Consider the following 24,818-nt stretch of genomic DNA (forward strand, 5'->3'; position numbering starts at 1 on the left):
CGTCATACCCATTGGCGGAGGGCCGAAAATGTCACAGAGCGCGTTATTGATCATCGATGTTCAACAATCATTCCAGCATCGCCCATTCTGGCAGGAAGAAGATCTGCCCGCTTTCCAGCAGGCACTGACACGGCTGATCGAAGGCTGTCGCCGGCAGGGCATAGCCCTGGTTGATGTTTTCCACGTATCACCGGAGGGGCCGTTTTCGCTGGCATCCGGCTGGGTAAAACCGCTGCCGTTCCTCAACCATCAGGCAGACGTCACCGTTCATAAACAGGTGCACAATGCACTGACCGAATCCGGTCTGGACGCCTGGCTGCGCCAACGGGATATCGATCACTTGATTATCTCCGGCATCCGCACCGAACAGTGCTGCGAAACCACCACCCGGGTGGCGTCCGATCTCGGTTATCGGGTGACTTTCGTCACCGAGGCCACGATGACTTTCCCGATGCAGCATCCCAATGGAGAAGTCTTTACCACCGAACAACTCAAGCGGCATACTGAGACGGCGCTGGTCGACCGCTTCGCCCAGCTCGCCAGCGTGGATGAAGTGCTGGCACAACTCTCACAGGAGTAATCATGCCGCAGGCCGTCTATTTTTTGATGTTGCCCAACGCGCTGTCGCTGGACGTCAGCGGCCCGGCCGAAACCCTGCGTTTGGCCGGGGCATTCAGCCTGCGCTACATCAGCCCACTGCCGCAGATCACCTGCTCGATTGGCATGACGTTGAGCCAACTGCAGCCGCTGCCCGCCCGACTGGAAGACGGCGCTATTGTGGTGGTGCCCGGCGCACGCGATTCACGTAGCGATTTCGACCATCAGGCGGCCGAACAGGCCCGCCACTGGCTGGCGGCGCTGCAACCCGATTTGCAGCAGCAGCGCATCACGCTGGTCTGTATCTGCTCCGGCGCCCTGCTGGCGGCGCAGGCCGGGCTACTCGACGGCTATCAGTGCACCACCCACCATGATGTGATCGAACGCATGCGTCAGCAGGCCCCGGCCGCGCAGGTGAAAGAGAACCGTATCTTTGTTGAAGACCGCAACCTGTACACCAGCGCCGGCATTACCGCCGGTATCGATCTGGCGCTGCATTTGATTAACCGCCAATGCGGTGCAATACGGGCAATGGAGATTGCCCGCGAAATGGTGGTGTATTTTCGCCGTTCCGGCGATGATCCGCAGCTCTCCCCCTGGCTGCGTTACCGCAACCATCTGCACCCGGCGGTGCACCGTGCGCAAGACGTGATGGCCGCCGAACCCGAGGCCGAATGGTCGGTGCCGCAGGTGGCGGAAAAGGCCCATGTCAGCAGCCGCCATCTGGCCAGGCTGTTCCGTAGCCATGTCGGCATCAGCGTGCGCGAATACCATGAACAGCTGCGGCTGGCGGTGGCGCAGCAGCGGCTGCAACAGGGCTATGGGCTGGAAAAGGCGGCGCTCGCGGCGGGGTTTTCCTCCGGTCGTCAACTGCGGCGTGCCCAGCAGCGCGGCTCGACCGCGTTATGACACCAGCCGCCGAGAGTCTATTTTCTGCAATCCCATCGACAACAGCAGGCTGAGCGCCAACGCCACGCCGAATACCCAGAAGATATCCAGTAACGGATGGGCGGTCAGCGTCAGGTGACGGCTGCGCATAAAATTGACGATAATGGCGTGAAAACCGTAGATTGCCAGCGAATGTCGGGAAAAAACGCCCAACCAGCCAATAGGCTCGGGCAGACAATTTTTAAACCATACCACCAGGGATACCGCCGCGATAAACACCAGCGGCCCACAGTAGATGTAATAAGTATCGGCAAAGTTACCGTTGATGAACATCTGGCTTTTGGTGCCCTGAACGATCAACGCCACGCTAGCCACAAACCCCAATATCGCCAGCCAACTGGTACCTCGCCCCTGGGTGTCCATCATGCCAATCGCCCGGCCGGCCAACGCGTACAGCAGGTAGTAAAAGGTGTCTCCGTAGATATACAGATTGACCGGCAGCAGGTGAGCGTTACCCAGGGTCAGCGAGCTGGTATTGGGATTGGCAACCACCGCCAGGATCACCAGCACGCCGGCCAGATAGCGACGTGATACCGGCTTGACGTTGATCAGCGGCGACAGCAGATAAATCACCGCGATCGCATAGAAGAACCACAGATGGTAGAACACCGGCTTTAACAATATGCCGCGCAGCGACGGCCAGAAACCGATTTTGGTAAACGCCGCGATATAAATCAGCGCGACCGCGCTGTAAAACGCAATACAGCAGCCAATGCGGATGAAATGCTTTTTGCCGGCGCTTTTCTCGCCGAAAAACAGGTAGCCGGAAATCATGAAAAACAGGGGTACCGAAACGCGCGACAGTGAGTTCAGTACGTTAGCGATGTCCCAGTTATGTTCGCCCACCGCCACCCCGCTGGTGACGTAGTAGGTGGTGGCGTGGATCATCACCACCATCATGCACGCTACGGCGCGCAAGTTATCTATCCAGCCAATTTTATTGCTCAAAAGATCGCCCGCAATATTGTCATCTTGATTTGTTAAAATAAGGTTATAGAGCGAAAGTGTGGGTGGCAACCCTGACGGCGAATATCAGAATGTGCTGAAACAACACCTTATCGTTGCTAAGGTGAACAATTGGCGGCAAAATAGCCGCCACAACTCGCTCAGATTGCGCTTCCCGCCCTGGCAGTTCCTTATTTCTTCTTTACTTTCAGTACGATAAATATGAAAACTACTTTACCACCTGCGGCTCGCTTGGGTCGACAGGCGCTTTTATTCCCGCTTTGTCTGGTGCTGTTCGAATTTGCCACCTATATCGGCAACGATATGATCCAACCTGGCATGTTGGCGGTAGTGGCCGATTTCAACGCCGGTGAAGAGTGGGTGCCAACCTCAATGACCGCCTATCTGGCCGGCGGTATTTTCCTGCAATGGCTGCTGGGGCCGTTGTCGGATCGGCGCGGGCGTCGCCCGGTCATGTTGGCCGGCGTAGCGTTTTTTATCGTCGCCTGTCTGGCTATTTTGCTGGTGACCAGCATCGAACAGTTTATCTTTATGCGTTTCCTGCAGGGGATTGGCCTGTGCTTTATCGGCGCAGTGGGTTACGCCACCATCCAGGAGTCGTTTGAAGAGTCGGTGTGCATCAAAATCACCGCGCTGATGGCCAACGTGGCGCTGATTGCCCCGCTGCTGGGGCCGTTGGCCGGTGCCGCGCTGATCCACGTCGCGCCGTGGCAGAGCATGTTCGTACTGTTCGCCGCACTGGCTGCGTTTGCCTTTTACGGCCTGTGGAAAGCCATGCCTGAGACGGCTTCGCTGCAGGGTGAGAAATTCTCGGCCGCCAACCTGTGGCGCGACTATCGTCAGGTATTGTCCAACCGCCGCTTTATCTGCGGCGCGCTGGCCATCGGTTTCGCCAGCCTGCCGCTGCTGGCCTGGATTGCCCAATCGCCGGTGATCCTGATCAGCGGCGAGTCGCTGTCGACGCTGGATTACGGTCTGCTGCAAATTCCGGTGTTCGGCGCGCTGATCCTCGGCAATCTGACGCTGGCACGTCTCACCGGCAAGAACAGCGTCCCGCGCCTGATCAAATTGGGTGCCGGGCCGATGATGGTGGGTTTGCTGATCGCGGCGCTGGCGACGATATTCTCCAGCCATGCCTATCTGTGGATGACTGCGGGTCTCAGCCTGTACGCTTTCGGCATCGGGCTGGCCAACGCCGGGCTGTACCGTTTGACGCTGTTCTCAAGCAACGTCAGCAAAGGCACGGTCTCCGCCACCATGGGCATGTTGAGCATGATGGTGTTCACCGTCGGTATCGAGCTGGCTAAAGTGGCTTACGTGTGGGGCGGCAGCGGGCTGTTCAATCTGTTCAACCTGCTCAGTGGCCTGTGCTGGCTGGCACTGGTGGCGCTGTTCCTCAGCAAACGCCGCAGCGGCGATGCAACGCCGACGCCTAACGCTGCGTTATAACAAGCGCCGAGCTAACGACACGGGAAGAGACGATATCTCTTTCCGTGTTTCAAGATTTACACTGGATTTAACTCTATCAGTCAGATGAATCAGTTCTCAAACTTATAGCCCATGCCAGTACCGCCTCATGGCTGATAAAATTCATCTGTTCAACGTCACTAAGTGCTTCTAGCGTCAAGCACCTCTGTTCTTTCTCTCGCACAAACCCGGCATACTTTTCATCATCTTTCTTATGGGCAGTGGTGATAAACCTTCAGTATTCATCCTGATGACCTCGCGACTTAATCAAAATACACGGCTATACCCAAAATGATTGGAGTTGCATCACAACAAAGCCACGGCTTTGTTGAACAGCGCTTGCGCTGGCCCCAACGGGGCTAGGCTTTGCCGAGTAACGCGGCAAGAGCATGAGTCCCCAGGAGCTTACTCAAGTAAGCGACTGGGGTGAGTGCTGGCAGCCAACGCAGAGGCAGCTTCAGGTATGACGGGTATAGAGTCCGCTGTCGCGCAGCAGGTGTTGGTTGCCCTTGCGGCGGGTAAATCCGCTGCGGTCGAAAAACTCCAGCACCTGAATGGCCAGTTTACGCCCCACGCCGAGCCGGTCACGAAAATCGGCGGCGTTGGCACTGCCCTGCGTTTCATCCAGTTCACGGATCAACGCGGCGAATTGTTCTATCCGTTGGCTTAGATAGTAACGATCCACCACCACTGCCGTGACATGGCCCAACTGAGCGGCTTTACGCAGCGTGGTCCGCACCCATGCCTCGTCCTCACCCAATTCGGCAGCCAGATCGCGCACCCACCAGGCTTCGTCGCCGAACAGCGGTTCAATACGGGCCCACAGGATTTGCTCTTCGGCGCTGAACGCCAAACCGTGCTCCGGCAGGTGCAGCCACCCGCGCGTATTACTAAGCAAACCGGCAGCCAGCAGCCGATCGATCATCATAAATGCCAGCGGCTCAGACAGTTGCGGCACAGCCATGCGCCGCAGGCGCGCACGCCCCAGGCCGAGCTGATCGCCATGCTGCTGGTGATACTCGGCCAACACCTGTAGCAGACGCTGTTGATCCAGCTGTGCATTCTCCTGCGCCAATGCCCTATCACCGGCAATCAGCAATTCATGACTCGCCAACAACTTCGCCAACGGTTTCTCGGTCAGTTGTCGTGCCCAGGCAAAGGCCGCCAGATCCAGCGCGCCCTTGGGCAAATGCAGCGCCAGCACCTGACAGTCATCGTCGGCCTGTGCCAGCGCCGCCAGCCAGGCCAAATACTCGGGTTGGCGCTTACCCCGTTTGGGCGTCGTCAAGCTCAGCACCCTTGCGCCGCCCAGGGTTTGGCGTGCGCCAATATCGCGCAGCACCAGCCGATCGTTTTCGGCCAGCCATAGCGGACGGTCAAGGATCAGTTCCGCCAGCCCATCACTGAGCAACGAAACTCGTCCGGTAATATGGCTGGCGGCATGATGTAAATGCAGCGGCTGCCAGTGCTTTATCGGCAAATCCTTATCTAACGCCACCAGAATTCGTTCGGCGGCGATCGGGGGCTTTTGCGCCAGCAACCAATCGCCGCGTGCGACCTGATCTTTGCTGACGTCACCGCTAATATTCAACGCAATACGCTGTCCAGCCTGCGCCTGCTCAGCCGGTTGGTTTTGCGCGTGCAAACCGCGAACCCGTACCGGCGCGTCGGCGCCGGTCAGCCACAGCGTGTCGCCTACCGCCACCTGGCCACCCAGTGCGGTACCGGTCACTACCAAACCAGCGCCTTTCACGCTGAACGCGCGATCCACCGCCAGGCGGAAGCGGCGCGTTACCGCATGTTCGTCAGGCCGCAACGCCAGCAAATGCGCGCGCAGTGCGTCGATTCCCTGCGACTGCGGCGCGGCGGTGACAAACACCGGTGCCTGTTGCCACCCCTGGCGCGTCAGCTCCTCGTCAAGCTGCTGTCGAACCTCTTCGACACGCGCTTCATCCACCCGATCGGCTTTGGTCAAGGCCACCGTCAGCGCCGGACGCCCGCTCAATCGCAGTATCGCCAGATGCTCGCGCGTTTGCGCCATCACGCCATCGTCGCAGGCCACCACCAGCAAGGCATGGTCGATGCCACCAACGCCCGCCAGCATATTGGCGAGGAATTTCTCGTGTCCCGGCACGTCGATAAAGCCCAACACCCGGCCATCGAGCTGCGGCCAGTAGGCATAACCCAGATCTATGGTCATGCCACGGCGTTTTTCTTCCGGCAGGCGATCCGCATTGATCCCGGAGATCGCTTGCAGCAGGGTGGTTTTGCCATGATCGACATGGCCGGCGGTAGCAATAATCATTCTCTCAGGGCCTCAATCAGCGCGTCTTCCTGCTCCAGACAGCGCAGATCGAGCCACAGCCTGCCGTCGTTAATTCGGCCGATCACCGGCTGCGGCAGCCGACGCCAGCGTTCTGCCAACGCTTCCAACGTTGCGCCACGGCCATCGAGCGGCGCAAAGGTCAGCGCATAGCTGGGCAGCCGATCGACCGGCAACGAACCGCTGCCAATCTGCGACCAGCAGGGTTCGGCACGCAGTTGGAAATGCCCGGCAAACTGTGGCGCCAGCACCTGCAACAGACGTTCGGCAGAACCCTGCATCGCCTGCTGCGGGCGGGTTAATAACCGCAACGTCGGCAGCTGTTGTGCCAACAGTTCGGGCTGTTGATAGAGTCGTAAGGTCGCTTCCAGCGCCGCCAGCGTCAGTTTGCCAACGCGTAGCGCACGCTTCAGAGGGTGTTGCTGCAGCTTGGCGATCAGCGCCTTTTTGCCGACGATGATGCCGGCCTGCGGGCCGCCGAGCAGCTTGTCGCCGGAGAACGTCACCAAATCTACTCCGGCGGCGAGCAACCGCTGCGGCATGGGTTCCGCCGGCAGACCGTATTGCGCCATATCAATCAATGAGCCGCTGCCCAGATCGGTGGCGGTCGGCAGGCCATGCTCTGCGCCGAGCTGCGCCAGTTCGGCTTCTTCCACCGCGGCGGTAAAACCCTGGATGCTGTAATTGCTGGTATGCACCTTCATCAGCAGCCCGGTCTGTTCGTTAATCGCGCTGCGATAATCTTTCAGGTGGGTGCGGTTGGTCGTGCCGACCTCAACCAGCTGGCAACCGGCCTGGCGCATCACGTCGGGGATGCGGAACGCACCGCCAATTTCCACCAGTTCGCCACGCGATACCACCACCTGCTTGCCGGGGGCGATCGCCGCCAGCATCAGCAGCACCGCAGCCGCATTGTTGTTGACGATGCAGGCGTCTTCCGCGCCGGTCAATTGGCATAATAAATCCGCCACCGCGCGATCGCGGTGACCACGACCGGCACCGTCCAGATCGTATTCCAACGTTACCGCCGCGCCCATGGAACTCGTCACCGCCTCTATTACCGGCTGCGCCAACAGGGCCCGGCCAAGGTTGGTGTGCAGCACGGTGCCGCTGAGGTTGAATACCGGTGCCAATGCCGGACGCTGCCATTGCTGCAGCTCCGCGCTGAGCGCCTGTGCCCAGTCACCGCACCAGTCGGGTAACCTTTGGTGGTGTTTAATGGTTTCACGCGCCTGCAGTTGCAATTGACGCAGTAACTCGCCAATCAGCGTTTGTCCGTGCTGCGTAACCAGCGGTTCGATAGCGGGATCGCGCAACAGGCGATCGATGGCGGGTAACTGGCTGTAAAGAAGCTGGGATTCAGTGCTCATGGTCGCTCGGTTTCAGTGTAGAGGTCTCGCATCAAATAAAACCCCGCCGCAGCGGGGTGAGGGAAATCAAGGGGGCAAGGTGCGGGCAAAGCTTTCACGGGCAAACAGCCGCTCGGCCAGTTTGATCAGCGCCGGTCGCTCGACGCACCAGTTGGGCATGATGCGGCGGAAATTCAGGTAGCCCAGCGCACAACCGGTAGCAATATCCGCCAGCGTCAGCGCTTCGGCATTGAGCAACGTTTTTTCCTGCGCCAGTTTTTCCAGCGCATCCAGCCCGTGCGTCAGCTTGTCTCGCTGGCGCAAGATCCAGTTTTCGTCCTGTTTTTCCGACGCCCGTTTGCTCTCGCGAAACAACGTGGCGGCAGCCTCCGTCACGCCATCGGCCAAGGCTTCCACCTGGCGTATGCGCAACGCGGCGGCGCGTTCGACAGGCAAAAACGCCGGGGCCACGGACAACATTTCGAGGTATTCGGCAATCACCCGCGAGTCGTAAAATACGGCGCCATCATCGGCCACCAGCACCGGCACTTTGGCCAAGGGGTTCAGCTCAACCACCCGGCTGCCCGGTTCATACGGCGGATCGTTAACGAATTCGAACGCTATCCCCTTTTCCAGCAGCATCACGGAAATCTTGCGGACAAAAGGGCTGGTGTAACTGCCAATAAGCTTCATCAGTCTTCCCCTCGCTTGCAAACCACAACGTTGTTATTGCACCGCCAGCGTGTCGATAATCTTCTGGACCAGCGCCTGGTGCGCCTCCGGCGTTTTGGCCGGCGACAGCATTTGCAACGTCACCACCCGCTTGTTGAACACCGTCAACATGATGGTAGACACTACCTTCTGCCCGCTGACGCTCTGCTCGGTATCCAGCCGATGGAACTTCTGCTTGCCGACGGTGAAATTCTCCTCTTTGGTGGTCCGAATATTTTGATAGCGATCGGCCAGTTCGGTGAGCATGCTCTGCGTCAGATCCTTGAGCATTTTATCGCTGCCGTTGAGCTTCATGCCGTCAGGCGGGATCACTTCGGAAGAGACGGTGCTCTGGCGTGATTTCCCGTCGAGGAAGCGCTGAATAGTGGACTGGCTGTCGTTGACGATGCCGCTGTTCTCAGTCTGATCGCTAAAGCCCGGCGGCAATTCAAAGGTGATCTTGCCCTTTTGCATCGAGACTTTCAGCCCCGGGGGCGTCGCTGGCGGAGTTTCGACCGCCGGCGGTGGCGGTGCAGGCTGCGTGACGGTCGGTTTGGGATCCGGCTTCGGTATCTCCGGCTTGGTATCGTCCTTGTTGTCACAGGCTGCCAGCCCTGCCGCTAAAACAGCAACCGCAGTGAATTTCGCAATGGTCTTCAACATCGTCTGTCCCTTTTCCTTTCGCTTCGCGCGTCATTGCGTAAACGTAGCAACTCGCCCGGGCGAATGCCAGAATCCCCGTCCGAAATTAATGGTATTTACGGCCTTAAAGGCGTAGCGGGCAAGGACAGTTTGAGTGCGGACAGCGCGCAGGCCCCGGAGCGTACACGCAGTACGTGAGGAGGCCGAGCACTGCCCAAGGTTAAAATGTCGCAGCCCGGTAGCCGATCATCATTCCCCCGGGAACAGGAATGGATTGATGCTGCTGCGGGCAAAGCCTTCGTCCTCCATTTTGGCGTCGAGCACCAGCGTGGCCAAATCATCAGCGACGGCCTCAACCTGCGGGTCTTTCTCCTGATACAAAATCTTCAGGTAGGTACCGCAGTCACCGCAGCTCTCCGCTTTAACCGATGCCAGCTCGGTGTCCAGCGACCAATAGTTGAGATCGCGGGTCTGCTCACAGTTGCTGCATTTGATCCGCACCACGTGCCACTCGCTTTCGCACAGGTTGCAGTGCAAATAGCGCAGGCCGCTGACGGTGCCGATATGCACCACGCTGGAAACCGGGATGCTGCCGCACACCGGGCAGAATTGACGGTGTTCGCCGTATTCGGCGCGCGCCTTGCCGGGGATAAGGCTGGCCATCTGCGCCCAATAGAGCGACAGCGCGGCCCAGATGAACGGCGCTTTTTCGCTGCCGATCTTGGCGAAATCCTGGTTAAGCAACGCATCAGCCAACAATTCCAGCTCGTGCGCCGAGGCTTTTTCCAGGTTATCCAGCACCGCCAGTATGTGCTCCGGCGCCTGCGGGCGCAGCTCGGCAATCAGCGATGTCAGCAACCGGTGCCAGTGTTGGCTACGCGGAAAAACGCTCAGATCCAGCGGCGGTTTGCCACTGTCGGCACCCTGCTGCAGGACTTCGGTAAGATCAAGCGTCAGCGGGTTGTCGTGCAACGCATGGTGCTGCGCTTCGGCCAGTTGGGCAGCAAAATTCAGGTAGTCGCCCAGCGGGTTGTCGGTCGCCAGCTTACGCAGGCGTTCAGCGCGGCGGCTGTACAGGCTTTTCAGATTAGCGAAAAGTAACGGCGGGATGGTCTCCGCCGTTGTGGACTTCTCGCGCTGTGCCCCTAACTGCTCTTTAGGAACGATGCGGATGCTCATCAGGGTTTGTCTTCCTGTTGTTTCTCGCGGACCTCTCGGTACCAGCGCGGGTGATGTTTTTTAGCCCAGGCCGCCGGCACCCAGCCTTCCACCATCGCGGTAATGGTGCCTTTTACCCACAGCGCGGCGTAAATGTGCACCATAATCACGATAATCAGACCGACCGCAGCCAGCGAATGCACCAGCAGCGCAATGCGGATCAGCGGTATCGGGAACGACGGCGCAAAGTAAGGCCGCCAGATCACCACACCGCTGGCCAACAGCAACACCAGGCTAATGATTGCCGCCCAGAATACGCACTTCTGACCGAAATTATAACGCCCGGTGTCACCCACTTCCTCGTTCATGGCGATTTTATGGATGTTTTTGGCCCAGACAATGTCCTCGCGATTGATCAGATTATGCTTCCAATAACGCAGGAACATCAGCAGGAAAGCCGCAAACATAATCACGCCGACAAAGGGGTGCAGAATGCGCGCCAGCTGCGGCGTACCGAAAATGTTCATCAACCAGTTGAAGGAGGGGAAAAAGAACCCCAGCCCGCTGATGGCGGCGAACACAAAGCAGAACGCCACAATCCAGTGGTTAATCCGCTCCGGCGCGCTGTAGCGCTGAATACGCTTTTCCTTTTTCATTTGCGCGTCTCCTCGTCATGCAGCTCGTCGTTATCTTCCTCTTCGACGCGGTTTGGTCCGACGCCGACGTAGTGGAACACGCTCGCTGCAAAGGTGGCGGCAAAGCCGATGGCCGCCAGGGGTTTCCACACGCCTTTCCAGAACGTGACCGCCGGGCTGATGCTCGGGTTATCCGGCAGACCGTGATACAGCTGCGGTTTATCCGCATGGTGCAACACGTACATAACGTGCGTGCCGCCCACGCCCGCCGGATCGTACAGACCGGCGTTCTGATAGCCACGGGTGTTCAGCTCGCTGACGCGATCGGCGGCGACCTGCTTCATCGCTTCCTTGGTACCGAAGTGAATAGCGCCGGTCGGGCAGGTTTTCACGCAGGCCGGTTCCTGGCCAACATCAACGCGGTCGACGCACAGGGTACATTTGTACACCCGGTTGTCGTCCTTGTTCATGCGCGGCACGTCGAACGGACACCCAGCGATGCAGTAACCGCAGCCGATACAGTGCTCAGACTGGAAGTCGACGATACCGTTGGCGTACTGGATGATCGCACCTTCCGATGGGCAGGCCTTCAGGCAGCCCGGGTCGGCGCAGTGCATGCAGCCGTCCTTGCGGATCAGCCACTCCAGCTTGCCGTTTTCCTCCACTTCGGAGAAGCGCATCACCGTCCACGACTTGGCGGTCAGATCGGCGGGGTTATCGTACACCCCGACGTTGTGCCCGACTTCGTCGCGAATGTCGTTCCATTCGGAACAGGCCACCTGACAGGCTTTGCAGCCGATACAGGTGGTGACATCGATCAGCTTGGCCACTTCTTCCTGGTGGTCACGGGCGCGCGGCGCCGGCGTGAAACCATTGGTGGCGGATTTACGAATGATGTCCTGAGATTGCATTGCCATAATTCGTCTCCGTTACACCTTTTCCACGTTAACCAGGAACGCCTTGAACTCTGGCGTTTGCGTGTTGGCGTCGCCGACAAACGGCGTCAGCGTGTTGGCGATAAAGCCTTTCTTGGCCACCCCTTCGTAACCCCAGTGGATCGGGATGCCGATAGTGTCGACCTCTTGGCCGTGCACCTGCAGGGTACGGATACGCTTGGTCACCACCGCCTTGGCCTTGATATAGCCACGGTTGGAGCTGACCTTGACGGTATCGCCATGCTGGATGCCCTTCTTCTCCGCCAGTTTTTCGCCGATTTCCACGAACTGCTCCGGCTGCGCGATCGCATTGAGCAACGCGTGCTTGGTCCAGTAGTGGAAGTGCTCGGTCAGACGATAGGTGGTGCCGACGTAAGGGAATTTGTCGGATTTGCCCATCGCTGCCAGGTCGTCCTTGAACACGCGCGCCGCCGGGTTGGACACCACGTTCGGGTGCAACGGGTTGGTGCCGAGCGGCGTTTCGAACGGCTCGTAGTGTTCCGGGAACGGCCCTTCGGCCATTTTATCGGTGGCGAACAGGCGCCCCATGCCTTCCGGCTGCATGATGAACGGCCCGACGTCACTGCCGGGTGCGGCGGCGCTGTAGTCCGGGATATCCACCCCGCCCCACTTGGCACCGTCCCACTCCAGCAACTGACGTTTTGGATCCCAAGGCTTGCCCTGCGGATCCGCCGAAGCACGGTTGTACAGGATGCGGCGGTTAAGCGGCCATGCCCAGGCCCAACCCAACGTATTGCCGAGGCCGGACGGATCGGCGTTATCGCGCCGCGCCATCTGGTTGCCGGCCGGCGTCCAGCTACCGGCGAAGATCCAGCAACCGCTGGCGGTGGTGCCGTCGTCGCGCAGGTGAGCAAAGGTGCTGAGCTGCTCACCCTTTTTCGCCAACACTTTGCCGTCGGCGTCGAGAATGTCCGCCAGTGCCTTACCGTTGCTCTCCATCGCCACTTCTTCGGCCGCAGGATTATCCGGCGTCAGGTAGTCCCAGGTCATGTTCAACACCTGTTCCGGCACCGCACCGCCGTCACGCGCGTACATCTCACGCAGACGGGTGAAGATGCCCGCCAGGATTTCGCCGTCGTTCAGCGCTTCGCCAGGGGCATCGGCGCCCTTCCAGTGCCACTGCAGCCAGCGGCCGGAGTTGACGATCGAGCCGTTTTCTTCGGCAAAGCAGGTGGACGGCAGGCGGAACACTTCGGTCTGAATCTTCGACGAATCGACGTCGTTGAACTCGCCGTGGTTCTGCCAGAAGTTCGATGTCTCGGTGTTAAGCGGATCTATGGTCACCAGGAACTTCAGTTTGGACAGGGAAGCCACGACCTTGTTCTTGTTCGGGAACGACGCCACCGGGTTGAAGCCCTGGCAGAAGTAGCCGTTGACCTTGCCTTGCGACATCATTTCGAAGTACTGCAGCACGTCGTAGCCTTTGTCCCACTTCGGCAACCAGTCAAAGCCCCAGCTGTTGTCCTTCTGCGCCTTGTCACCGTAGAAGCTCTTCATCAGGCTGACGAAGAATTTCGGGTAGTTGCCCCAGTAGTTCACCTGGCCCGGCAGCAGCGCCTTCGGCGTGTTGGCTTTCAGGTAAGTCTCGAGATCCGGTTGCTTATCCGACGGCAACGTCATGTAGCCCGGCAGGCTCTGCGACAGCAGACCCAGATCGGTCAGGCCCTGAATATTGGAGTGGCCGCGCAGCGCGTTAACGCCGCCGCCCGCCATGCCCATGTTGCCGAGCAGCAGCTGGATCATCGCCATGGTACGAATGTTCTGTGCGCCGACCGAGTGCTGAGTCCAGCCCAGGGCGTACAGGAACGATGCGGTTTTATCCGCCACGCAGGTTTCGGCGATGTATTCACACACCTGGAGGAAGTCTTCCTTCGGCGTGCCGCAGATGTTGGTCACCACCTCTGGCGTATAACGGCTGACGTGCTCCTTGAGCAGGTTCCATACGCAGCGTGGATCTTGCAGCGTGACGTCGCGCTTGGCGAAGCCGTTCTCGTCGAACTGGTAGTTCCAGGTGGTTTTGTCGTATTTGCGGTTTTCCGCGTCATAGCCGCTGAACAGGCCGTCGTCGAAGGCAAAGTCTTCCCGCACCAGCAGGCTGGCGTTGGTGTAGGCCTCAACGTATTCGCGGTTAATTTTGTTGTTGGTCATCAGGTACAGCAATACGCCCGACAGGAAAGCAATGTCGGTCCCGGAACGGATTGGCGTATAGAAATCCGCTACCGATGCAGTACGGGTAAAGCGCGGATCGATAACGATCAGCTTGGCTTTATTGTGAATTTTGGCTTCCATCGCCCAGCGGAACCCCACCGGATGCGCTTCCGCCGCATTACCGCCCATGACGATAATCAGATTCGCGTTCTTGATATCAACCCAGTGGTTGGTCATCGCACCGCGACCAAATGTTGGAGCAAGACTTGCTACCGTTGGTCCGTGTCAGACACGCGCCTGGTTGTCTACGGCAAGCATGCCGAGAGCGCGACTAAATTTTTGCGACAAATAACCGGTTTCGTTGCTGGCGGCAGAGGCGCACAACATGCCGGTGCTCAGCCAACGGTTGACGGTAACGCCCTGTTCGTTGGTTTTGATGAAATTGGCGTCACGGTCTTCTTTCATCAGCTTGGCGATGCGGGTGAAGGCGTCGTCCCAGCTGATGCGTTGCCATTTGTCCGAACCTGGCGCCCGGTATTCCGGGTACTTGAGGCGACTTTCGCTGTGGATGAAGTCGACCAGGCCGGCGCCTTTCGGGCAAAGCGCACCGCGGTTGACCGGGTGATCCGGATCCCCTTCAATGTGGAAAATGCTTTCTTTGGCGTTTTTGGCGCCATCACCAAGGCTGTACATCAACAGCCCACAGCCGACGGAACAATACGTACAGGTATTACGGGTTTCGCGCGCGCGCAGCAGTTTGTACTGCCGGGTTTCCGCCAACGCCACTTCCGGGGCAAAGCCCAGCGCAGCTACCGTCGTTCCTGCCATACCGCCAGCGCAGATCTTAAAGAACTGCCTTCTGCTGACCTGCATGGGGGTCTCCTTTCACTCTCGATTGTCACATTGTTTCAAATGGCGCTTTCCCCCTCGAAGCGGGAAGCGCTAAAATTACTGTTGTTTTTGCGGTGGCAATATTACCACAGCGTGTATGTGGTTGTTACAAACAGGTGCCAGTTAAGTGAACAATATAAACTCAGACCAACACATAAATGAGACCTCGCTCACAGGGGTGACCCAGGCTCAGGTTTATCAACGCGGGCAACTCGCCACCGCACAGCCGGATTGGCTGGCGGAAGAGGTTCCGGTCGCGCTGGTCTATAACGGCATCTCTCACGTGGTGATGATGTGCACGCCCAAAGATCTTGAGGCGTTCGCCCTGGGCTTTTCCCTGTCGGAAGGCATCATCGAATCGCCACGCGATATCTACAGTATAGAGATTAACCAAACCTGTAACGGACTGGAGGTGCAAATAGAGCTCTCCAGCCGTCGGTTTGCCGGTTTGAAGGAGCGCCGTCGTGCCATGGCAGGCCGCACCGGCTGCGGCGTATGCGGTATTGAACAGCTGGCAGACATTTTCCGTCCGCTGCCTGCACTGCCATTCACCCAGACTTTTTCCCTGGATAATCTCGACTCCGCATTGAAACAGCTGCGAGAAGTACAGGAAGTTGGGCAACTGACCGGTTGCACCCATGCCGCCGCCTGGTTATCTCCACAGGGTGAAGTACTTGGCGGATGCGAAGACGTGGGCCGTCATGTCGCCCTGGACAAGCTGCTCGGCGTACGCGCCAAACAGGGCTGGTCTCAGGGAGCGGTATTAACCTCCAGCCGTGCCAGTTATGAAATGGTGCAGAAGGCCGCGATGTGTGGCGTGGAGATTTTGTTCGTGGTGTCTGCGGCAACCTCGCTGGCAGTGGAAATCGCCGAGCGCAGTAATCTGACGCTGGTCGGCTTCAGCAAACCCGGCCGCGCCACGGTGTTTACCCACCCGCAGCGCCTGGTTGATCAGATTAAACCCACACTGTAAGTAGGGCATTGATAATCATTTTCAATATCATTTAAATAACTATAATGATCCGACTGCTTACGCGGTGCTCACAACATTGCGCCGCCCATACACCACTGGAGATGATGATTATGAGTTATTCACTGCCATCCCTGCCGTACGCCTACGACGCACTGGAACCGCATTTCGACAAGCAGACGATGGAAATCCATCACACCAAACATCACCAGACCTACGTTAACAACGCCAACACCGTACTGGAAGCCTACCCAGAGCTGGCGCAATACAGCGTTGAAGAACTGATCCAGGATCTGGATAAAGTGCCTGCTGACAAGCGCACCTTCATGCGTAACAACGCCGGCGGTCACGCTAACCACAGCCTGTTCTGGAAAGGCCTGAAAACCGGCACCACGCTGGGTGGCTCCCTGAAAGCCGCTATCGAGCGTGATTTCGGCAGCGTAGAGAAATTCCAGGAAGAGTTCGAGAAAGCCGCAGCGACCCGCTTCGGTTCTGGTTGGGCCTGGCTGGTGCTGAAAGGCGACAAACTGGCCGTGGTATCTACCGCTAACCAAGACAGCCCGCTGATGGGCGAAGCCGTTGCCGGCGCTTCAGGTTTCCCAATCGTGGGCCTGGACGTGTGGGAACACGCTTACTACCTGAAATATCAAAACAAACGTCCAGATTACATCAAGGCATTCTGGAACGTGGTTAACTGGGATGAAGCGGCAGCACGCTTCGCTGCGAAGAAGTAATTCGCCCCCGGTACTGAAGATGCCCGCGTAATGCGGGCATTTTTTTGCCTAAAATCCGCTAAAGTTTAACCGCCCTTTGCCGATGATTTGTTCAATTGACGTTCGCCCGGAAAGGAAAATCATTATGGCGGCATTGCAAACACTGGCAGGAAAGTTCGTTCATCTCACCGTGGGTAAAAAGCTCGGTCTCGGTTTTGGCCTGATGCTGTTACTGACGGCCATTATCGCCGGAACCGGCGCACAGTATCTGCATACCATCGAGTCCCGCGCCGATCGCATCGACTTCAGCAACAAGCTGAATGACGAGATCAATCAAGCCAAATACAACCGTGCGCTGTTCGGCCAAACCTATAAGCCTGAGTACCTGAAAAATAACCGCACCAGCATCGAGAATGCGGTGAAGATGATTAACCAGGGTCAGGACCTGGACTGGGATCCCCAAAGCCGCAAAGACCTGCAGCGTTTGATGGAGCTGATCGGCCACTACCAGCAGCAGCAAAACGCTTTCGAGAAGGCGGTAGCGGCAAAGGATGCCGTGCGCCAAAGCTGGAACATGTCGGAAGTGCAAGACAGCCTGAATCAGGTAGAGCGTCAGCTTACCAATGGCGACCTGCAGCTGGCCTTCATTCAGTTGAACCAAAAACTGACCCTGGTGCGCTACGGCGCGCGCGGCCTGCTGTTGAGCCTGAGCAGCGAGTCCGAAGCCCCGCTGGTCGCGGCGATAGATGATGCCCGTAGCGCGGCCAACGCGCTCAGCCGGCGGCTCAACGACGCTCAGCGTCCTCTGCTGCAACCGCTGCTGACCGCGCTTGATGATTACAAGAACCGTATCCAGGCCTACCTGCCGGCTTATCAGCAGGAGCAAAACATCAGCCAGCAGTTGGGCAACAGCGCGCAGGAAGTCGGTACGCTGGTCAACGCCTTTATGCAGGACGAACTGACGCAAACCCATAACGATATCAACGCCGCGCAGCTGCAAATGGGCATCACCACGCTGGTTGCCATCATTGCCGGGCTGCTGATCGCCTGGCGCATCACGCTGCAAATCACCCGACCGCTGCAAAGTACGTTGGCGCTGGCGGAACGCATTGCCAGTGGCGATCTGCGGCAAGCGCAGACCAGCACCCGTCGCGATGAACTGGGGCAATTGCTGAATGCCGTGGCGGCGATGAGCCAGAACCTGCGCGACATGATTGAGAAAATCCAGATGGGCGTCAGCCAGGTGTCCACCGCCGCTGCGGAGATTGCCGCAGGCAATACCGATTTGTCCTCCCGTACCGAGCAACAGGCCGCCGCGGTGGAAGAAACCGCCGCCAGCATGGAACAGCTCACCGCCACGGTGAAACAGAACGCCGAAAACGCCCATCACGCCAATCAGCTGGCCACGGACGCCTCACAAACCGCCCAGCAGGGGGAAAACTGGTGGAAAGCGTCGTCAGTACCATGCGCGACATCTCCAGCAGTTCGCAGCGAATCGCCGAAATTACCACCCTGATCAACGGTATTGCCTTCCAGACTAATATCTTGGCGCTCAACGCGGCAGTGGAAGCAGCGCGTGCCGGTGAACAGGGCCGAGGCTTCTCGGTGGTGGCCAGCGAAGTACGCAACCTGGCGCAGCGCAGCGCCCAGGCGGCAAAGGAGATCGAAGGGTTGATTACCGAGTCGGTCAGCCGGGTACAGACCGGCACCACTTTGGTGGAAAACACCGGCAATACCATGGAGCAGATCGTCCTGTCGGTCACCCATGTGCGCGACATCATGGCGGAGATCGCCGCCGCCTCCGACGAGCAGACCCGCGGTATTGCCCAAATTGGCCAGGCGATTGTGGAAATGGATCACACCACTCAGCAGAACGCCGCGTTGGTGGAAGAATCTGCCGCCGCAGCCGACTCGCTGGAAGAACAGGCGGAAATGCTACTGCAAAGCGTCTCGGTATTCCGTTTGGCGGAACTTTCTGCACCGGCCGCCGTGAAAGGGACGGTGGTCAAGGCACCGGCGATGAAAAAGCCCGCAGCCAGCACCGAAGCGGAAGATAACTGGACCACCTTCTAACGTTTACCCGCCCGAACCTTTCGGGCGGTTATTGTTCCCTCCGGCCAACTCAGGCTATGCTGAACCTTCGAAGCGAGACATGGAGGCGCATATGCATCACCCTGAGGTTTATATCGGTACCGTTCAACCCTACGAGGGCGGGCGGCCGAGCGGTATCGCCAAGCGCCTGGTGGACGGTGCCATCAAGCTGACGTCCCTCGGCCTGGAAGGCGATGAGCAGGCGGAGAAAAGCTATCACGGCGGGCCGGACCGCGCGCTGTGCCACTATCCCCGAGAACATTACCAACACTGGCGCGAACAGTTCCCGACGCAGGCGGAACAGTTCAGCGCGCCGGCCTTTGGCGAAAATATTTCCACTCTGGGGCTGACCGAACACAACGTGTTTATGGGCGACATCTTCCGCTGGGGCGACGCCCTGATCCAGGTCACCCAACCGCGCTCTCCCTGCTTCAAGCTCAACTACCATTTTGATATCGACGACATCTCGGTGCTGATGCAACAAAGCGGCCGCTGCGGCTGGCTGTACCGCGTGATCTCCGCCGGTAAAGTCAGCGGCGAGCGCCCGTTGGAACTGGTAACACGCAGCAGCGATATCTCGGTCGCCGAGGCGATTGGCATCGCCTGGCATATGCCGTTTGATGAAGAGCAATATCGCCGCCTGCTGGCGGTGGCCGGGTTGTCCGCCAGCTGGAGTAAAACCATGCTGACGCGTATCAGTGAACACCGTATTGAAGACTTTAATCGCCGCTTGCTGGGCCGCTGAGAAACAGCAGCCGGGAAGGAAAAACGTGGCGCAGAATACTGCGTTAAGCCTTTTTACCGACCTATACTGTGATGCAACCCAACCGGCAACCTCTTTCAGGCAGGAGCAAAGTTATGACCTCCCCATCTCATTCGATCCACCATGCCGCAGCCGCTGGCTATCAGGCCAATTCCGATCGCTACGTTAAAGGGCGACCGGATTACCCACCGGAAATTGCCGTTTGGCTGCGCGACACCCTCGGCCTGCATGCCGGTATGACGGTGATCGATCTCGGGGCCGGCACCGGCAAATTCACGCCCCGCCTGCTGGAAACCGGCGCTCAGGTGATCGCCGTTGAACCGGTGGCGCAGATGTTGGAAAAGCTGTCGATTGCGCTGCCGCAGGTGAAAACATTGGCGGGCACCGCGGAGTCGATCCCGCTGCCGGATGAATCAGTGGACGCCGTGGTCTGCGCACAGTCCTTCCACTGGTTCGCCACGCCGCAGGCGTTGGCCGAGATAAAGCGCATTCTCAAACCCGGCGGCAAGCTTGGCCTGGTATGGAATATGCGCGATGCGCGCGTAAGTTGGGTGCGTAAGCTGAACCAGATTGTCGACCGTCACGAAGGCGACGCCCCGCGTTTTTACACCGGAGAATGGCGTAAACTTTTCCCGTTCAAAGGGCTGGATGCGCTACAGGAGCAGGTATTTATGCTCGCCCACCAGGGTGCGGCAGAAGATGTGATTTATAACCGGGTGCGTTCCACCAGCTTTATCGCTGCCTTGCCGCCCCAGCAGCAGGAAGAAGTGATCGATGAGATCCGCCAACTGGTGGCAGAAGAAGAGGAATTGCAGGGCAAAGAAAACCTGACCGTGCCCTATCAGACCAAGGCGTATTTCACCACCAAGCTATGAAAACGGGGCGCCATCGACGGCGCCCCTGGCGATCAGAAAGCTTTTCTGGCGTAGCCGGTAACCACTTTCAGGCCCATTTCACGGCCCAGAGCGGTCATTGGGTGCACCACGATCAGGCCGCGCACGTTTTTCTTCAACGAGCCCATATCCGCCTGTTCTTTCTTGGTGATTTCACGGCTGAACGGCAGTTGGCTCAGCTTTTGCGCTTCTGCGCTCAGCTTTTCAACACGTACGCCTTTCAGGCGCTCGATTTCTGCCGCCAGCTTCTCTTTTTCTTTGGTGTGCTGGGCAATCAGATCGGGATTGCCCTGTTGGATCACCAGGGTGTCTTTGTGGTTCAGTGCGTCCAGCAGGTCGCTAAGGCGCTTAATCTCTGCCTTTTCTATCTCTTTCATGGTTTCTGGCCTGTTGTGCCTGTCGGCACGCTAATCAATGATGCCCACATTGTAGCAAAATGCGCGCGTCGTTACCCGTCTTGCGCAATGCCCGGCGGCAAGCCACTCATCTCGCAGGCTTTAGCCCCCACGCGTGCCAGCGCCTGGCTGTAGCGTGCATTAAACGGATAACAACAGGAGAGCCGCAACGCATTACGATAGCGGCCGCTGGGAGAATACAGCGTGCCAGGCGTCAGGCAGATCTGCTCCTCCAACAGCTGGTGGAACAGCGCTACGCTGTCGACCCCGTCCGGAAATTCCACCCAGAACACAAATCCCCCCGCCGGTTGCGTGGCTCGCGTGCCGCGTGGAAAGTGACGCGCAATCAACCCTCGCGCCTCATCCACCTGGGCGGCATAGCGCTTGCGCAGGTTACGCAGATGGTGATCGTAGCCACCGGTTTCCAGGAACATCGCCAGAGTTTCCGACAGCAACTGTGACTCGGACATTGACGACACCGCCTTCAGCTTGCGCAACGCATCGTTGAAACGTCCGCCGCTGATCCAACCGATGCGAAAATCCGGCGCCAGCGTCTTGGTAAAGCTGGAGCAAAACAGCACCCAACCGTCGCGGTCGAATGATTTTACCGCCGGGGAGAGTGCGCCACCGAACTGGATCTCCGCGTACAACCCGTCCTCAATTAGCGGCACCTGATGATCGTTCATCAGCCGAGCCAGGCGTTTTTTCGCCGCCAGCGGCATGGTGCAACCCAACGGATTTTGCACCGTCGGCATGGCGATCACCGCGTTCAGTCGTTTCTCGTTCAGCAACAGTTCCAGCGCGTCCAATGACAGCCCGTGTTGCGGATCGGTGGGGATTTCCAGCGCTTTCAGCCCCAGACTGGCCAGCAGCGGCAGCAGGTAAAAATAGGTCGGCGATTCCAGCCCGATACAGTCGCCCGGTTTGGTGGTTACCCGCAGCGCCAGTTGCAATGCCTCCATGCAGCCGTGCGTCAGCGTGATATCGCCCGGTTCCAGCAGCATACCCAGCGTCATCGAGCGACGCGTGATCTGCTGACGCAGCCGCAGGCTACCGGGCGGCAGCGCGTACTGACCGATCAGGTTCGGCTGGCGACGCAGCTGCGATGAAAGCATCCGCCCCAATTTCCCGCCGGGGTAAAAATCCGAGGTCTGCGGGCAGGCCAGCGAAAGGTTGGTGAATGCCGGGTTCTGCTGGGCGGCAAACACGGTGTCGATCAAGGCCAGCACATCGTCCGCCGGTGGCTCTATTCGGCTGCTGGTCGGCAAAGCGGCCTTCAACGCCGGCAGAGTGTTGCACACATAAAACCCCGACTGTGGCCGCGCCTCTATCAATCCGCGATCTTCCAGCGTGCGGTAAGCCGCGACCACGGTATTGATGCTGACGCTGTGGGTTTGCGCGCAGCGACGTACCGAGGGTAAACGACTGCCGGGCAGCAGCGTACCGCGGCGAATGGCTTCCGCCAGCGTATCCGCCAGCTGTTGGTAGCGCGTTTCCGGCATTTCATCGAGCAGGGTCACAGTTTGTCTCCAGGCAATGGGTACAGTTTAATATTGGTATAACTGTATCCATAACAATAACTGGTTTTTGGTTCTGTCACCATCCATCGGCAGGTTTTATGCTGGTTCCCTTGCTCCCCCAGCCCTGTGAGGAACCCATTATGCTGGACTCCGCCTTTATCAGTTATGTCACCGTCATGTCGATCACCCCAGGCCCCAACAACCTGCTGCTGGCGTCATCCGGCGTCAATTTTGGCCTGCGCCGCACTCTGCCGATGGTTTTTGGCATCAGCGTCGGCTGCGCAGTGCAGCTGGCCCTGACCACCACCCTGCTGGCGTTGATTTTGAGCTGGGCCGGTATGATCCGTTTTCCGCTGGCGGTGATCGGTTGTACCTATCTGCTGTGGCTATCCTGGAAGCTGTTCAAAGCGGCATCGCCGGACGGCAAACAGCAGGCGCAGCCAATGCGCTTAATCAACGGGGCGTTGTTCCAGGCGGTCAATCCCAAAGCCTGGCTAATGGCCATTAACGTCGCCATTCTGTTCACCCCGCGGGAAGGCGCCAGCCTCGGTCATACGTTGATGATTATCGCCGCCTTTACCGCGCTGAACATTCCCTGCGTCTTGGTCTGGGCGATATTGGGCGATCGCCTGCGTGATGCGCTGCGAGTGACCTGGAAACTGCGGTTGTTTAACGGCGTGATGGCGGGATTGATGGCAGCCACGGCTCTGTGGCTGCTGTTCGACGAGTGGCGCGCGGCCTTTGCCTAACTGCGGCCGAGAGGAGAGAGCCGGGACGGTTGTTTGGCGCCGATACCGGCTATCAGATCGGTGACGGAAAGCACCATAGTGGAACGCAATACCTGTTGATAGCGCTGGCGCTGCATGGCGATCAGCGACTCTTCCGCTTCGCCGGGCTGCAGGAAAGTCGGCACCGGCGGCAACGCGGTCACGCAGTGCAACTCGCCGAACGGCCCGAGGATTTCATCATCGACAAAGCGGTATTCTGTCCCGTCGTGATTCAACTCTTCGCGCATCGCCATCAGCAACTCGGCATCTTCGTATTCGTGGCGGGAGATCACTCCCAGCCCGTACATCAGCTTCAGGCGCACCGACAACTCCCCCAGCGGACCGGCACCGGACAATAGCGGTTCGACGGCATACTTCACCGCATAATCGTCCTTGCGAAACACCTGCACCACCAGTACGTTGAGCGCTTCCGCCAGCAGCTCTACCGCCGCTATCAGGAAACTGCGCACCGTCTTGCCTGCGTTCAGCCTTTCCAGAACCTTATTTTCAAATGCCTGTGCTTCTTCCATCGTCGCTTTTCGAATGGCGTGGGAGGGGTATGCTGTATCGGCCACTAATTTAATACCATAGGCGTTATTGTCGCAGCCAGTTTGCGGGCGGACAGCGCGCAGAATCCGGAGCGTACACGTAGTACGTGAGGAATTCGAGCACTGCCCAACCGTAAAATGGCAAGTAAAATAGCCTATTGGCGCTGCATGGCGTTATACACAGCAATGGCCTGTTCTACAACCTCGCTTTCCGCCGGCAGGCCGGAAATTTGCGCCAGCGCCGCTTTTGGCCCCAGTTCAGCCAGCAGTTCCACCAGCTCTTTGGCCTGCGGATCCTGCTCGCTGCGGTAGCTCATGGCGGCGGCGATGCCCTGAATCAGGTTCGCGTGCGGCAGGCCGTATTCCAAAGTGCCCAACAGGGGTTTGATCAGACGATCGCCTGCGCTCAGCTTGCGCAGCGGTTGGCGCCCCACACGCTCAACGTCGTCGTGCAGATACGGGTTCTCAAAGCGACTGAGGATTTTGTCGATATAAGCGGCATGCTTGGCGGCGTCAAAGCCATAACGTTTGATCAATACCGCTCCGCTCTCTTCCATCGCCCCTTTCACCACGCGGCGGATCGCCGGGTCCAGAATGGCATCGCGAATGGTCTGCAGACCGGCCTGCTGGCCAAGATAAGCGGTGATGGCATGACCGGTATTGAGCGTGAACAACTTGCGTTCGACAAACGCCATCAGGTTATCGGTCAGCTCCATGCCGGCGATCGCCGGTGGCTGGCCCTTGAACTGGGTCTGGTCGACAATCCACTCGCTGAAGGTTTCCACCGTCACTTCCAGCGGATCGCTGCTGCCCGCTTCCGCCGGCGGCACAATGCGGTCAACCGCCGAGTCAACAAAGCCGACATGCTGCTCGACCCACGCCTGCTCGTCCTGCGGCAACGCATCGAACACATGTTGTTTTAACTGGCTGGTGCCGCGCACCATGTTTTCGCAGGCAATGATGTTCAGCGGTTGGTTGTTGCCCTGTTGATGACGCTTGATCAGCCCTTTGGCAATAGTACCGGCAATTTTACCCAGGATCTGCGGGCCCACGGCGGTCGTCACGATATCCGCTTCGGCGATCAGCGCTACCGCCTCTTCACTGCCACTGTTCACTGCGCTGACGTTGTTGACCGGCTCGACCCGCTCCTGTTCGCCGACCACGTGAACCTGGTAGCTTTTACGGCTGTTCAACAGATCCAACACCGTCTGGTTAACATCGGCAAAAGTCAGTTCGGCCTGCGCGTCCGACAGCAGCTTGCCGATAAAACCACGCCCAATATTTCCCGCACCGAAATGTAATGCTTTCATATTCCTACCTTTCTAATGTCGAAGGGTGCAGCAAGCTGCACCCCTTAAAATGATTCT

General features: G+C 58.5%; 21 protein-coding genes and 1 pseudogene. 9 read left to right on the forward strand and 13 right to left on the reverse strand.

All coding sequences use genetic code 11. The features are described from left to right. The first annotated feature begins 28 nt into the window (after positions 1-28). Together ACMGG1_RS23755 and ACMGG1_RS23760 are read left to right on the forward strand one after the other, a co-directional pair. Positions 29-580, forward strand: coding sequence for a cysteine hydrolase family protein (locus ACMGG1_RS23755; RefSeq protein WP_414161063.1), 552 nt, complete (start codon positions 29-31; stop codon positions 578-580). 2 nt (positions 581-582) lie between these two features. Next, on the forward strand, positions 583-1,506 hold the full coding sequence (locus ACMGG1_RS23760) for a GlxA family transcriptional regulator (protein ID WP_115057923.1): 924 nt from the start codon (positions 583-585) through the stop codon (positions 1,504-1,506). Here the strand turns inward: ACMGG1_RS23760 and ACMGG1_RS23765 are convergent. Continuing rightward, the gene (locus ACMGG1_RS23765; RefSeq protein ID WP_174573583.1) at positions 1,501-2,493 is read right to left on the reverse strand and encodes an acyltransferase; all 993 of its coding nucleotides are present in this window, start codon (positions 2,491-2,493) and stop codon (positions 1,501-1,503) included. The genes ACMGG1_RS23760 and ACMGG1_RS23765 overlap by 6 nt on opposite strands. A 219-nt stretch (positions 2,494-2,712) precedes the next feature. On the opposite strand from ACMGG1_RS23765, the gene ACMGG1_RS23770 reads away from it, so the two are divergent. Further along, positions 2,713-3,960 carry an MFS transporter gene (locus ACMGG1_RS23770; RefSeq protein WP_041414085.1) on the forward strand — a complete coding sequence of 416 codons (1,248 nt, stop codon included), beginning with the start codon at positions 2,713-2,715 and terminating at the stop codon, positions 3,958-3,960. A 475-nt stretch (positions 3,961-4,435) separates the two neighbouring features. On the opposite strand, the gene selB is transcribed toward ACMGG1_RS23770, so the two are convergent. The 8 genes from selB to fdnG all read right to left on the reverse strand — a co-directional run bounded on the left by selB (position 4,436) and on the right by fdnG (position 14,773). Continuing rightward, the gene (gene selB / locus ACMGG1_RS23775; protein ID WP_414161064.1) at positions 4,436-6,283 is read right to left on the reverse strand and encodes a selenocysteine-specific translation elongation factor; all 1,848 of its coding nucleotides are present in this window, start codon (positions 6,281-6,283) and stop codon (positions 4,436-4,438) included. Beyond that, complete coding sequence (gene selA / locus ACMGG1_RS23780) at positions 6,280-7,671, reverse strand: L-seryl-tRNA(Sec) selenium transferase (RefSeq protein WP_414161065.1); 1,392 nt, start codon at positions 7,669-7,671, stop codon at positions 6,280-6,282. Before selA ends, selB begins: the two co-directional genes overlap by 4 nt. Positions 7,672-7,737: 66 nt before the next feature. Then, positions 7,738-8,343 carry a glutathione S-transferase gene (locus tag ACMGG1_RS23785; protein WP_414161066.1) on the reverse strand — a complete coding sequence of 202 codons (606 nt, stop codon included), beginning with the start codon at positions 8,341-8,343 and terminating at the stop codon, positions 7,738-7,740. Positions 8,344-8,376: 33 nt separating this feature from the next. Beyond that, positions 8,377-9,024: a DcrB-related protein gene (locus tag ACMGG1_RS23790; RefSeq protein WP_020824682.1), complete on the reverse strand. Its 648-nt coding sequence runs from the start codon at positions 9,022-9,024 to the stop codon at positions 8,377-8,379. A gap of 228 nt (positions 9,025-9,252) precedes the next feature. Further along, positions 9,253-10,182, reverse strand: a complete 930-nt coding sequence (gene fdhE / locus ACMGG1_RS23795; protein ID WP_020824681.1) for a formate dehydrogenase accessory protein FdhE — start codon at positions 10,180-10,182, stop codon at positions 9,253-9,255. Next, positions 10,182-10,817 (reverse strand): formate dehydrogenase cytochrome b556 subunit, encoded by a 636-nt coding sequence (fdoI, locus tag ACMGG1_RS23800; protein WP_013810963.1) that lies wholly within the window; start codon positions 10,815-10,817, stop codon positions 10,182-10,184. Before fdoI ends, fdhE begins: the two co-directional genes overlap by 1 nt. Further along, positions 10,814-11,713, reverse strand: a complete 900-nt coding sequence (fdxH, locus tag ACMGG1_RS23805; protein ID WP_020824680.1) for a formate dehydrogenase subunit beta — start codon at positions 11,711-11,713, stop codon at positions 10,814-10,816. The genes fdoI and fdxH overlap by 4 nt, the downstream gene beginning before the upstream one ends. 12 nt (positions 11,714-11,725) lie before the next feature. Beyond that, positions 11,726-14,773 (reverse strand): formate dehydrogenase-N subunit alpha, encoded by a 3,048-nt coding sequence (gene fdnG / locus ACMGG1_RS23810; protein WP_104410929.1) that lies wholly within the window; start codon positions 14,771-14,773, stop codon positions 11,726-11,728. A 145-nt stretch (positions 14,774-14,918) separates the two neighbouring features. On the opposite strand from fdnG, the gene fdhD reads away from it, so the two are divergent. The 5 genes and pseudogenes from fdhD (at position 14,919) to ACMGG1_RS23835 (ending at position 20,203) form a co-directional block, all read left to right on the forward strand. Next, complete coding sequence (gene fdhD, locus ACMGG1_RS23815; RefSeq protein WP_046374813.1) at positions 14,919-15,764, forward strand: formate dehydrogenase accessory sulfurtransferase FdhD; 846 nt, start codon at positions 14,919-14,921, stop codon at positions 15,762-15,764. 110 nt (positions 15,765-15,874) lie between these two features. Continuing rightward, positions 15,875-16,495 carry a superoxide dismutase [Mn] gene (gene sodA, locus ACMGG1_RS23820; protein ID WP_041414081.1) on the forward strand — a complete coding sequence of 207 codons (621 nt, stop codon included), beginning with the start codon at positions 15,875-15,877 and terminating at the stop codon, positions 16,493-16,495. A gap of 124 nt (positions 16,496-16,619) precedes the next feature. Then, positions 16,620-18,547, forward strand: a pseudogene (locus ACMGG1_RS23825) (methyl-accepting chemotaxis protein). Positions 18,548-18,638: 91 nt separating this feature from the next. Then, complete coding sequence (gene yiiM, locus ACMGG1_RS23830) at positions 18,639-19,310, forward strand: 6-hydroxyaminopurine reductase (RefSeq protein WP_128864796.1); 672 nt, start codon at positions 18,639-18,641, stop codon at positions 19,308-19,310. A 113-nt stretch (positions 19,311-19,423) separates the two neighbouring features. Next, on the forward strand, positions 19,424-20,203 hold the full coding sequence (locus ACMGG1_RS23835; protein ID WP_122080511.1) for a methyltransferase domain-containing protein: 780 nt from the start codon (positions 19,424-19,426) through the stop codon (positions 20,201-20,203). Between the two features lie 32 nt (positions 20,204-20,235). On the opposite strand, the gene ACMGG1_RS23840 is transcribed toward ACMGG1_RS23835, so the two are convergent. Next, positions 20,236-20,598, reverse strand: a complete 363-nt coding sequence (locus tag ACMGG1_RS23840) for a YibL family ribosome-associated protein (RefSeq protein WP_020824672.1) — start codon at positions 20,596-20,598, stop codon at positions 20,236-20,238. Between the two features lie 71 nt (positions 20,599-20,669). Continuing rightward, the gene (locus ACMGG1_RS23845; protein WP_020824671.1) at positions 20,670-22,136 is read right to left on the reverse strand and encodes a PLP-dependent aminotransferase family protein; all 1,467 of its coding nucleotides are present in this window, start codon (positions 22,134-22,136) and stop codon (positions 20,670-20,672) included. A gap of 140 nt (positions 22,137-22,276) precedes the next feature. On the opposite strand from ACMGG1_RS23845, the gene ACMGG1_RS23850 reads away from it, so the two are divergent. After that, entirely contained in the window at positions 22,277-22,885 is a 609-nt protein-coding gene (locus ACMGG1_RS23850; RefSeq protein WP_122080509.1) for a LysE family translocator, read from the forward strand. On the opposite strand, the gene ACMGG1_RS23855 is transcribed toward ACMGG1_RS23850, so the two are convergent. Next, positions 22,882-23,433 (reverse strand): MltR family transcriptional regulator, encoded by a 552-nt coding sequence (locus ACMGG1_RS23855; RefSeq protein ID WP_020824669.1) that lies wholly within the window; start codon positions 23,431-23,433, stop codon positions 22,882-22,884. The genes ACMGG1_RS23850 and ACMGG1_RS23855 overlap by 4 nt on opposite strands. A 173-nt stretch (positions 23,434-23,606) precedes the next feature. After that, positions 23,607-24,761 carry a mannitol-1-phosphate 5-dehydrogenase gene (locus ACMGG1_RS23860; protein WP_122080508.1) on the reverse strand — a complete coding sequence of 385 codons (1,155 nt, stop codon included), beginning with the start codon at positions 24,759-24,761 and terminating at the stop codon, positions 23,607-23,609. Positions 24,762-24,818 lie beyond the last annotated feature (57 nt).

This window comes from Serratia sp. BNK-12 (genome assembly GCF_047456085.1).
GTDB lineage: Bacteria > Pseudomonadota > Gammaproteobacteria > Enterobacterales > Enterobacteriaceae > Serratia > Serratia liquefaciens.